The sequence below is a fragment of the Ignavibacterium sp. genome (genome assembly GCF_025998815.1).
Taxonomy (GTDB): domain Bacteria; phylum Bacteroidota; class Ignavibacteria; order Ignavibacteriales; family Ignavibacteriaceae; genus Ignavibacterium.
This window is the reverse complement of the sequence record NZ_AP026678.1, coordinates 2,822,877-2,834,538: the sequence shown is the minus strand read 5'-3', so window position 1 is coordinate 2,834,538 and position 11,662 is coordinate 2,822,877. Positions and strand designations below refer to the sequence as shown.

General features: G+C 33.6%; 9 protein-coding genes. 6 read left to right on the top strand and 3 right to left on the bottom strand.

From position 1 onward, the window contains the following. Window positions 1-31: 31 nt before the first annotated feature. Entirely contained in the window at window positions 32-292 is a 261-nt protein-coding gene (rpsT, locus tag Q0X14_RS12250; RefSeq protein WP_297838993.1) for a 30S ribosomal protein S20, read from the bottom strand. A 142-nt stretch (window positions 293-434) separates the two neighbouring features. Between rpsT and Q0X14_RS12245 the strand changes: the two genes are divergently transcribed. From Q0X14_RS12245 to truA, 3 genes are all read left to right on the top strand, one after another. After that, window positions 435-1,076: a radical SAM protein gene (locus Q0X14_RS12245; protein WP_297838991.1), complete on the top strand. Its 642-nt coding sequence runs from the start codon at window positions 435-437 to the stop codon at window positions 1,074-1,076. 71 nt (window positions 1,077-1,147) lie between these two features. Further along, entirely contained in the window at window positions 1,148-1,564 is a 417-nt protein-coding gene (locus Q0X14_RS12240) for a 6-carboxytetrahydropterin synthase (RefSeq protein ID WP_297838988.1), read from the top strand. Continuing rightward, window positions 1,561-2,424: a tRNA pseudouridine(38-40) synthase TruA gene (gene truA / locus Q0X14_RS12235; protein WP_297838985.1), complete on the top strand. Its 864-nt coding sequence runs from the start codon at window positions 1,561-1,563 to the stop codon at window positions 2,422-2,424. Before Q0X14_RS12240 ends, truA begins: the two co-directional genes overlap by 4 nt. A gap of 34 nt (window positions 2,425-2,458) precedes the next feature. Here the strand turns inward: truA and uvrB are convergent, their stop codons facing one another. Together uvrB and Q0X14_RS12225 are read right to left on the bottom strand one after the other, a co-directional pair. Beyond that, window positions 2,459-4,471: an excinuclease ABC subunit UvrB gene (gene uvrB / locus Q0X14_RS12230; RefSeq protein WP_297838982.1), complete on the bottom strand. Its 2,013-nt coding sequence runs from the start codon at window positions 4,469-4,471 to the stop codon at window positions 2,459-2,461. Between the two features lie 4 nt (window positions 4,472-4,475). Next, complete coding sequence (locus tag Q0X14_RS12225) at window positions 4,476-4,817, bottom strand: hypothetical protein (RefSeq protein WP_297838980.1); 342 nt, start codon at window positions 4,815-4,817, stop codon at window positions 4,476-4,478. A gap of 78 nt (window positions 4,818-4,895) precedes the next feature. Here Q0X14_RS12225 and Q0X14_RS12220 point away from each other — a divergent pair, with 78 nt between their 5' ends. The 3 genes from Q0X14_RS12220 (at window position 4,896) to smc (ending at window position 11,654) form a co-directional block, all read left to right on the top strand. Next, entirely contained in the window at window positions 4,896-5,276 is a 381-nt protein-coding gene (locus Q0X14_RS12220; protein ID WP_297838977.1) for a DUF423 domain-containing protein, read from the top strand. Window positions 5,277-5,466: 190 nt separating this feature from the next. Beyond that, entirely contained in the window at window positions 5,467-8,052 is a 2,586-nt protein-coding gene (locus Q0X14_RS12215; RefSeq protein ID WP_297838974.1) for a glycoside hydrolase family 2 TIM barrel-domain containing protein, read from the top strand. A gap of 5 nt (window positions 8,053-8,057) precedes the next feature. Then, window positions 8,058-11,654, top strand: a complete 3,597-nt coding sequence (gene smc / locus Q0X14_RS12210) for a chromosome segregation protein SMC (RefSeq protein ID WP_297838970.1) — start codon at window positions 8,058-8,060, stop codon at window positions 11,652-11,654. Window positions 11,655-11,662: the final 8 nt, after the last annotated feature.

Sequence of the window (11,662 nt, the reverse complement as noted above, 5' to 3'; positions counted from 1 at the left end):
CTTAAAAGCCCTCAGTATTGAGGGCTTAAGTTTAGCTCGCTAAAACTTTATTGAAATGTCTTGTTAGTGCGGCTTTTTTTCTTGAAGCATTGTTCTTGTGAATTATTCCTTTAGCAGAATTTCTGTCAATCAATGCAACAGCCTCTTTATAAAGCTTTTCTATTTCTTCTTTTTTATCTGTGGCTAAAACTTTTTTATACATTGTTTTAATTCTTGATTCAGCCATCTTATTGACAAGTCTTTTTCTTTCACTTGACCTGATTCTCTTTTTAGCCGATTTATGATGAGCCATTACTTAATCCTTATTTTTTCCTAAAATTTGCGCACAAATATATAGCTTCGTTCATTTGATGTCAAACCTCGACTTTGTAATTTTGCACACATTTATAGAGAGAAATTTCCGAATATTGTTTATTTCTTAATGATAATTAACAATGGCTAAAATAAACGAGATATATTATTCAATTCAGGGCGAAAGTTCATTTGCCGGAATTCCCTGCGTTTTTGTAAGATTTACTTATTGCAATTTACGCTGCACATATTGTGACACTGCCTATGCTTTTTATGAAGGTAGAGACGCTTCTGTTGATGAGATAATTTCAGAAATCCAGGAATATAAATGCAAACTGGTTGAAATTACCGGTGGAGAACCTTTAGTCCAGAGAGAAGAATGTCTTGAACTGATGAGAAAGCTCTGTCATCTTGGTTATCAGGTGATGATTGAAACCGGTGGAAGTCTTCCGATTAACGATATAGATCCGAGAGTTAAAATCATTATGGATTTAAAGTGTCCCTCCAGCGGAATGATGAAGAAAAATTTGTATGATAATATTTATTTTCTTAAACCAATTGACGAAGTAAAATTTGTTATCGGAACCAGAGAGGATTATGATTGGGCAAAAGAGATAATTACTCAATACGATTTATCAAACAGATGCACAGTTCTTTTCTCACCTGTGTTTGGTCAGATTGAACCTGCAGATATAGTTCACTGGATACTTGAGGATAATCTACCAGTGAGATTTCAATTGCAGATGCACAAATACATCTGGCATCCGGAATCGAGAGGAGTTTGATATTAAGAGATTTGACTAAAAATCATATTTGCTAATAAACAATATCAGAAAAAATTATCGATGAAAAATATATGAAAATTGCAAAAGAATTTCGTTGGGAGATGGGACACCGATTGCCCGAACATTTTGGTCTTTGTAAAAATATTCACGGTCATTCCTACAAAATGATTGTTGAGTTTGAAGGTGAATTAAACAAAGATCAGATGGTTATTGATTATTACGATGTGGAAAAAATAATCAATCCGATTATCAATAGGCTTGATCATGCTTTTATGGTTAACAAGAACGACAGTATTGTACTTGATTTTCTCGAAAAGATGAACTCAAAGAAAGTTGTTGTGGATTTTGATGCAACTGCAGAGAACATCTGTAAATTTCTGTTAAGTGAAATCAGTAAATCCATTTTGCCTGAAAATATTAATTCAGTTAAAGTTCGTGTTTATGAAACCCAGTTCGATTATGCTGAAGATACCCTTCAATTAAAATGAACAGGAAATTTAAAAGACCAGCAAAACCTCTGTTCAATCAAAAGAAAAAATCATTCACAAAAGATTTTTCAAGATTTAAAGTATTTCTTGAATACGAAGGCACGAGATTTTCAGGTTGGCAGAAACAACCAAATGCAAGAACAATTCAAGGTGAATTGATAAATGCTTGCGAAAAAATTTTTGGAGATGATTTTGTCGATTTACAAGGTTCGGGAAGAACAGACAGCGGTGTTCACGCACTTTGCCAGGTCGCGCATCTTGATGCAAAAACCGTATTAGCACCTGAAATTATTAAACTTAAGCTCAATGATTTACTCCCTTACGATATAAATATACTTGAAATTGAAAAAGTAAAAAGAAATTTTCACGCAAGACACGATGTAAAAAGTCGTAGCTACATTTATCAGATTTCCAGAAGAAGAACAGCTTTCGGGAAAAATTTTGTTTGGTGGATAAAAGATAATCTTGATTTCGAAGCAATGAATTCTGCATCCAAAATATTTTTGGGAATGCACGACTTCGTTTCATTTTCTGATGACGATCCTGAAGAAAAATCCACAAAAGTTTTGATTGACGATATTCAGTTGAAGGAAGAAGACGATTTAATTGTGATAAGAATTATTGGTTCCCATTTTATTTGGAAAATGGTAAGAAGAATTGTTGGAGTTCTTGTCGAAGTAGGAAGAGGAAAAAAATCTGAAGCTGATATTCTGTTTTATCTTAATAACCAATCAGATGAACCGGCAAGATTCACTGCTCCGCCATCCGGATTGTTTCTTGAAAAAGTTTTTTATGAAGAGGATGAATTCAATAAAGAGTTTAATTCTTTAATCAGAGTAAAAAATTTTTTAAATCTTTAAGCGGAAAGGGAAAGTACTTCCACAACAATTAATCTTATCCGACCATTTTCTTAAGTCGATTTATCTCATCTCGTAGATAAGCTGCTCTTTCAAATTCCAAATCTTTAGCCGCCTGATACATTTCTTCAGTTAACTGTTCAATTAAATCCTTTTTCTGATCTTTGCTCATATATTTTAATATTGGCTCTGCAACCTTGGAAAATGAATAATCTGGTTTGTCTTCTTTCTTTCTTACTTCTGCAAGAGATGTTGACGAAAGTATTTCTTCAACTGTTTTATAAATTGTTTCCGGTTTGATTCCATGCTTTTCATTGTACTCCTGCTGAAGTTTTCTTCTTCTATTAGTTTCCTCGATGGTCTTACGCATAGATTCAGTAATTATATCAGCATACATAATTACTTTTCCATTTACATTTCGTGCTGTTCTTCCTGCAGTCTGCATTAACGAACGTGCACTTCTCAAAAATCCTTCTTTATCAGCATCAATAATCGCCACAAGAGAAACTTCGGGCAAATCAAGACCTTCTCTTAAAAGATTTACACCAACCAACACATCAAATGCACCAAGACGTAAATCACGGAGTATCTCCACTCTTTCAAGTGAATCGATATCGCTGTGTATGTAACGAACCTGAATTCCAATTTTATCAAGATAATCTGCCAGGTCTTCAGCCATCTTTTTCGTAAGGGTTGTAACAAGAGTTCTTTCTTTTCTTTCAACACGCTTTCTAATCTCTCCAATCAAATCATCAATCTGTCCTTTAATTGGTCTTACTTCAATTTCAGGATCGAGTAAACCTGTTGGACGAATTATTTGTTCAACAATTACTCCGCCTGATTTTTCAAGTTCATAATCGCCTGGAGTTGCACTGACAAAAATCACCTGATTAAGCATTGATTCAAATTCTTCAAACTTCATTGGTCTGTTATCAAGTGCTGAAGGCAGGCGAAATCCGTACTCAACCAAAGTTTCTTTTCTGCTTCTGTCGCCGTTATACATTCCTCTGATTTGTGGAATCGTAACATGAGATTCATCAATTACCATCAGAAAATCATCCGGGAAATAGTCAAGAAGGTTAAATGGTCTTGTTCCCGGAGCTCTTCCGTCCATATGTCTTGAATAATTTTCAATACCGCTGCAATAACCAATTTCTTTCATCATCTCAATATCAAATCTTGTCCTTTGTTCAAGCCGGGCAGCTTCAAGATATTTTTCCATTTTATTCAACTCATCTAATCTTTCCTTAAGCTCTAACTCAATGTTGTGAATTGCTTTTTGCATTTTGTCTCTGTCGGTTACAAAATATTTGGCGGGATAAATGGGAACTGATTCGACTTCACTCAAAACTTTTCCTGTGACTGCATCAATTATATTAATTTTTTCAATTTCGTTATCCCACAATGAAATTCTTATTGCTTCTTCATTCTGATAAGCAGGAATTATTTCTATCACATCTCCTCTTGCACGGAATGTTCCCCGACCAAATTCTGCATCATTTCTTACATAATAAATATCAACAAGCTGACGAAGAAATTTTTTCTTATCAATTTTTTCACCTTTTCGAACAAAGATTATCTGATTTGCATATTCATCAGGTGCACCGATTCCATAAATACAACTGACACTTGCTACAACAATCACATCTCTTCTTCCTTCAATCAAAGCGGTTGTTGCTTTTAGTCGCAGACGATCTATTTCTTCGTTAATGGAAAAATCTTTTTCGATATACAAATCTCTTGAAACCACATAAGCTTCCGGTTGGTAATAATCGTAATAGCTGATAAAAAACTCTACTGCATTATGTGGAAAGAATGATTTGAACTCTGAATAAAGCTGTGCTGCAAGAGTTTTATTATGTGAGATAATTAATGTTGGTTTATTAACCTGAGCAATTACATTAGAAATTGTAAATGTCTTTCCACTTCCTGTTACACCAAGCAGTGTTTGAAATTTATCACCGCGTTTTATTCCCTCAACAAGTTGCTTTATTGCTTCCGGTTGATCACCGGCAGGGGCGTAGTTAGAAACAAGTTTAAATTCATTCATATCTTTAATCTACTTCAACGGCGTGAGCGTGAAATCCTCCCTGAGTTAAATGTCCTTTCAAAATAATTGTTTCGGCTTTATCAAAATCCTTGGGTAACTGCAATGCTCCGGAGACCATCATAACTTTTCCATTCCGGTCAACAACATAAAATACAATTTCACCACCTTGCATATTTACTCCACGTTCATTCAAAAGTTTAACGCGAATGTCTTTTACCGCATTATTATTCGGATCAAAATCATTAAAAGACCCTAAATCGGATTTGCCAGCAAAGTAAAAATTATAAATAACAAAGATTACCAAAGCAATTAAAAGTGGTAAAATAATTTTTTGCAAAAATTTCATATCACTTTCCTTTTGTTATTAATTTGCAAACAAATTTACTCAAAACAAGTTCAACAGTTCAATGCAAATGAGGATTTTATGAACAATAAAAAATTCTGGATTGTTATTTCTGCTGTATCGGGTTTTTCAGCTGTTGCAATCGGTGCTTTCGGTGCGCACGGATTAAAAGAGAAGCTAACTGCCGAAATGCTCGAGGTTTATAAAACCGGTGTACTTTATCATTTGGTTCACACGGTTGTTTTACTTTCACTTGCTTTATCGGAAAAAATTAAAACTAATGTGCCATCAATATTTTTTTTGGCAGGAATAATTTTATTTTCATTTTCACTTTACATCTACTCAACGAGCGGAATTAGATTTTTTGCAATGATAACTCCTTTGGGAGGTGTTTCATTTCTGATTGGATGGTTGATGATAATAGTTAGTGTAATGAAAAAAAAATTCTTAGTTGATAAATAGAACTATTTTACAATAATATTATTTGGTCGGGTAAAACGGACATTGAAATTTTATTCATTAAGTAGTCAGTTACGAAAAATTTTAACCAAAATACTTATACCTTCCACCCTTCCTCCCAAATTGCATTGCCCTTTATTTGACAATATATTTGTGAGTTAATTTTTAAGCATTATTAAACGATAGGATGCCTTTGAAAAGTAAGTTTTTTCTTGTTTTTACTACGATTTTTGTTTTGTTTAATCTCTCCGTTTTTCCTCAAATAGTTTTCAGAGATTTACCTAATTACAAAATAAATACATCAGATTTACTTTTTTACGATATAACCGAGACCCGACAGGTTATTCCACTTAACGGAATATGGAAAGTCTATCCGAAAAACGATCCGGAAAAATCTGTTAATATCAATGTTCCATCCGTGTTTAAAGGTTCCGGTGAATTTATTTTTCAGAAAAATTTTAAGCTTACTGAAAAGCAAATAAAAGAAAATAAAATTGACATAGTATTCTTCGGGCTGAACTATTCTGCTGATATTTCTCTGAATAAAATTATTATTTACAGACATACTGGTGGTGATCTTCCGTTTACTGTAAGACTACCGAGAGATATTTTGAAATCCGATGGCGATAACATTATTTCTGTTTCACTGGTTTATAAACTTGATGCCGAAAACACTATTCCTCTTAAACAAAGATTTTTCTTTCCGCAGAATTTTGGTGGACTTATCCGGGATGTTTATCTGCATCTGATACCAAACATAAATCTGCAAAAAACTGAGTTAAGCTCTTCAATTGACTTTAAGGGAAACAAAGCAACTGTTACTATAAATTCTCAAATAGTTAATAATCAATTCAGAAATCCTGGCGACACACTTCCGGAGCTATCAAACTTTACTTTTGTAACTCAGATTTTTTCTCCGGACGGAAGAACATTTTCGGTGAGCGATAAAAAAGATTTTGAACTGAAGCGCAACAGAGAAATTCAGATTAAAAATTCTTTAACTATTTCGAATCCGGTTTTATGGTCGCCGGAAAATCCTCAATCATATCTTGTAAGATTAGAAATCTTCAGTGGTGGAAATCTGATTGACAGATATGATCAAAGTATTGCTCTATATTCTTTAACTGCTTCAAATGAAAATCTTCTTTTGAATAATCAGCCATACAAACTAAACGGAGTAACATACATTCCATCATTCAAAACTTTTGGAAGTATGATGACTTACTCTCAGATGGAAGCAGATATAATCAAGATAAAAGATACCGGTTTTAATTCAGTTAGATTTGCTAAATCAATTCCTCATCCATATTTACTCAAGTTGTGTGAGACATACGGACTTCTTCCAGTAGTTGAATTACCACTTGGCAATATTCCCGAGGGACTTTCAAACTCAATAAACTTTACTGCAAGAGTTAAAAATTATTTAAATCTGCTAATTGACGCTTACAGTAAATTCTCTGCTTTTTCTGTTCTTAATCTTGGCTCATCATTTATTCAGAAATCAGAATCTCACAGATCATTTTTGAATAACATTTCTTCTTTCGTAAAATCGAAAAGAAATGTTCTTGTCGCGGCATCTATCTTCAGAACTGAAGCTGATGAAGTTGAAGGAATTGATTTATATGGAATTGAAATATTTAATAATTCTGTGAACAACTATGAGAACGAAATAAAATCACTTCAGGAAAAGATTGGTAAAGGCCGCCTTTTTATTTCTGATGCAACATACACAGCAAGCATTGGACAAACAGATGGTTATGTTAATGAATATTCATTCGAAGCACAGGCAAAATTCTTTGAAGATTTATTAAATTTTTCAGAACAGAATAATCTTTCAGGATACTTCGTTAATACGATGTTCGATTTGCGAGGAGATTACGCTTCTCTTACTTCCGGTTATGATGAAGACAATGTTTACAAAATCGGTTTGATAACTGAAGACAGAAAACAAGAACGTCTCGCTTATAAAGTTATATCAGCAAAACTCCGGAATGCAGAAAGAGTTACAATTCCAATCGGTGCAAAAAAAGATGATGCTCCGATGATCTTTATTGTTACAGGATTATTACTTGCTTTGGTTATGGGTGTACTTGTCAATTCTGGTAAAAAGTTTCGTGAAGATGCATCAAGAGCATTACTTCGTCCATACAACTTTTTTGCTGATGTGCGTGATCAAAGAATTATTTCAGCATATCATTCTATCTATCTAGCAATTGTGGTGAGTCTTGTAAACGCATTGATTTCCGCAAATGTCCTTTATTATTTGAAGACAAGTTTTTTCTTTGAAAAGTTTTTACTTTCTTTCGGAAGCCCGGCTATTATGAGCGCTGTAAGTTATCTTGCCTGGCATCCGTTCAATGCGATTGTTTGGTTGTTCGTTATAACAATTATGGTTTTAATTATACTTATGCTTTTAATTAAAGCTGCAGCATTTTTCGTCAAGACAAAAGTTTACTTATCAAGTACATTCTTTACTGTAATCTGGTCTTTGCTTCCGATTGTTCTTCTTATTCCTGTTGGAATAGTTTTATACAGATTACTCAATGCAGATGTTGCTAATCTTTATATTTTCATTTCTCTTATTATTATTAAACTCTGGCTACTTTACAGATTGATAAAAGGCATCTATGTTATTTACGATGTAAATCCATCAACAGTTTATTTTTATAGCATCGTATTTATTTTAGGAGTGATAACAGTTGTAACTGTTTATTACGAAGTTAACAGCTCAGTAGTAGAAAACATTTTACTAACATTAAAACAATTTAACATTATTTAAGTCACTTGTATCTATCAAAGCTTGAAATATTTGGATTCAAATCTTTTGCGCAGAAAACCGTAATTAATTTTAACGAAGGTATCACTTCGATTGTAGGACCAAACGGTTGCGGTAAAACCAATGTTGTTGATGCTATAAGATGGTGTCTTGGCGAGCAAAGAAGTGGTGTTTTACGAAGCGATAAAATGGAAAATGTTATCTTTAACGGAACTGCTAACCGCAAACCAATGGGAATGGCTGAGGTTTCGCTAACGATTCAAAATACCAAAGGAATTCTTCCTACCGAATACACTGATGTTACAATTACAAGAAGAATTTTCCGTTCCGGTGAAAGTGAATATCTTCTGAATAAAAACCTTTGCAGACTTAAAGATATAACAAATCTTTTTATGGATACCGGAATTGGCGCAAATGCCTATTCGGTTATCGAATTGAAAATGGTTGAAACTATTCTGAGCAGCAAAGCAGAAGAAAGAAGAATTCTCTTTGAAGAAGCTGCCGGAGTTAACAAATATAAATTACGAAGAAGACTAGCACTCAGAAAACTTGATGAAGTAAAAGCAGATTTAACCAGAGTAAACGATATTGTTTCTGAAGTTGAAAAGAAAGTTGCTTCACTTGAAAGACAAGCAAAAAAAGCCGACAGACACAATGCCCTTTCTACTCAGCTAAGAGAACTTGAGCTTGATTTGGCTGAAAGAGAATTTGCATTATTCCACATTAAGATTGATGAACTGAAAAAATCCCGCGAAGATAATTTTCAAAGAAAAATTCAGATTGAATCTGATATTGCAAGACTCGAAGATGAAATCAAAGATGCCCGTGATAAGCTTTTGATTATCGAACAGGAGCTTGCTGAAAAAAGAAATCTGATTACCGAACAGACAGACAAAATTTATCAGGTTCAGAAATCACTTTCAGTAAAGAATGAAAGAAAAAATTCTCTCGAAAGAAATAAAACAAAATATTCCGAAGAGCTTATCGAGCTTGAAAACGAACTTCGTAATGCTGAAGAGTTAATTTCAAGCGGAAGAAAAAATCTTATCACCTTTGATGAAGCACTTAAACAAAAAGAATTACAGAAGCAGGAAGTTGAAAAGCAGCTTGAAGAATTAAATTCTCTTTTAGAACAAAAAAGAAGTGAATTGAAAAATCATTCTGATATTCTTCTTTCAAAAGTAAAAGAGATAAGCAATAAAGAGAATGAACTGAAGAATGTTGAAAAATCTTTATCGGATTTTTACACCAGAATTGAGAAACTGAACGAAAAGATTCAGAATATCTCGAACACGATTGCAAAAACTGTTGGCTTTGTTGAAGAACTTGGTAATGAACGAGATGAAACAAAACGAAAGATTGAAGAAGCAGAACAACTTTTCGTTCAGAAGCAAAATGAAAAACTTAAGCTCGAAGGTGAGTTAACTCATCTCAAAGAAAAGGAAGTTGAACAAAAAAGTTTAATTAAATCAATAAAAGAAAAAGCCGAGTTCATTCAGAACCTGATTGAAAATCTTGAAGGCGTTTCGAAAGGTGCAAAAGCATTACTTGAGAATAAGTCCTGGCTTCGCGGTGAAACGACTATTCTTGCTCATATTGGAAACACAGATGAAAAATATCGCTTTGCAGTTGAAGCTTCGCTGAAAAACAATCTCAACAATATTCTTGTTGAATCAATTGATGATTTGTTAAAAGGAATTGAATACTTACGAAATAAAAAAATCGGGAAAGCGTCATTCTTCTTTCCTCCAAATGGAAATGAAAACAAACAAAGTTTCTTTGATAAAATTCAGAATTTCATTCTGAAGAATAAAGCCAGGAAGCTTTCACGGGAATCAGGTTTCATCGGATGGACTATCGATTTTATACAAACAGATAACAAGTGGAAAAATTTCTTTGATAAAATTCTTCAAAGAACCTGCATAGTTGATAATCTCGATTCAGCTTTTGCACTTTATAAAAAATATCCGCAATTCAATTTTGCAACTCTCAATGGTGATTTGATTTCAACTGATGGAATTATTGAAGCTGGTAGTGAACCAAAACTTGATGATTCGCTCTTCGGAAGAAAGCAATTGCTTGAGAATCTTAAAAATGAATTGCCATCTCACGAAAGAAAATTAGTCGAGCTTCAGAAAGAAATTCTCTGGAAAGAAGAACAACTAAATGAAATTGATTTAGCTGTGCTTTCTGAACGCGGCAGAATGCTTGTAAATGATCTCGCAAATGTTGAAAAGCAAATTGCACAGTTTGAATATGAGATTAAAAAATCAAATGATGAATCTGATAAAACACAGAAAGAAATTCAGGAGTTTGCTGCATTAGCAAATGAACTTGATAATCAGAAAATTAAAGTCTCAGAAGAGCTTTCTGTTTTGAAATTGCAGCAGGAACAACTTAATTCCGAACAAACAACGCTCGAAGAAGAATTCCGTCTGGTCAGAACAAAGCATGATGAAACACTTAACATTCTGAATAATCTTAAAATCGAAATTGAAAGAACAATCGGTGAAATAAAAAACACCAACAATGCAATTGCACGAGCCGAAGAATCAATTTCTTCAATCAAATCAAATATTGAAAGAAGAAAGAATGATATAGCATCTGCCGAGGAAGAAATTCAAACCATTCACACAGAGTTGGAAAGCGAGAATCAAAACCTACGATCGCTTGAAGATGCAAAAAATGAGCTGAACAAACTTCTCGAAGAAGTTGAGTCAAGATATAAAGAGTCAAGAGAAGAAGTGAATAAAAAAGAAAGCGAGTTAAAACAACTTCGTAATGAAAGAGAACAGCTTTCAAATCTTATTCATAAGTCAGAGATTGATCTTAAAGAACTTGATATGAAAAAAGAATCTCTGGTTGAACACATTAAAGAATCATATTCACTTAATCTTGAAAAGAAAGTGTTTGAAGACCTTGACACATTCAATTTCAGCGAAAGACATACGCAGGTTCAGGAAATAAAAGATAAAATTAAAAATCTCGGTCCAATCAACCTTCTTGCATATTCCGAATATGAAGAAGAAAAACAACGACTCGAATTTCTGCACAAGCAAAGAGATGATTTAATTGAATCAGAGAAAGATGTTATTAAAACAATTGAAGAGATCAATCAGACTGCTCAGGCGCAATTCAAAGAAACTTTTGATAAAATCAGAGAGAACTTTATTAAGATTTTCAGAACACTTTTCGATCCCGGCGATGAAGCTGATTTAAGATTGGAAGAAAATGAAGATCCTCTTGAAGCAAAAATTGAAATCATCGCAAAGCCAAAAGGTAAACGACCACAATCAATTGATTTGCTTTCAGGTGGTGAAAAAACACTCACAGCGATTGCATTGCTTTTTGCAATCTACCTTGTTAAGCCAAGTCCGTTTTGTATACTCGATGAAATTGATGCTCCGCTTGATGATGCAAACATTGATCGTTTCACCAGAATTTTGCACGAGTTTAAAAAAGATACTCAGTTCATAGTTGTAACCCACAATAAAAGAACAATGGAAGCAGCTGAAACTATGTATGGCGTAACGATGCAGGAAGAAGGAGTTTCGAAACTTGTTGCGGTTCGCTTTAATGAAGATTTTGATTTTGTGGATAAATAACTTTTGCT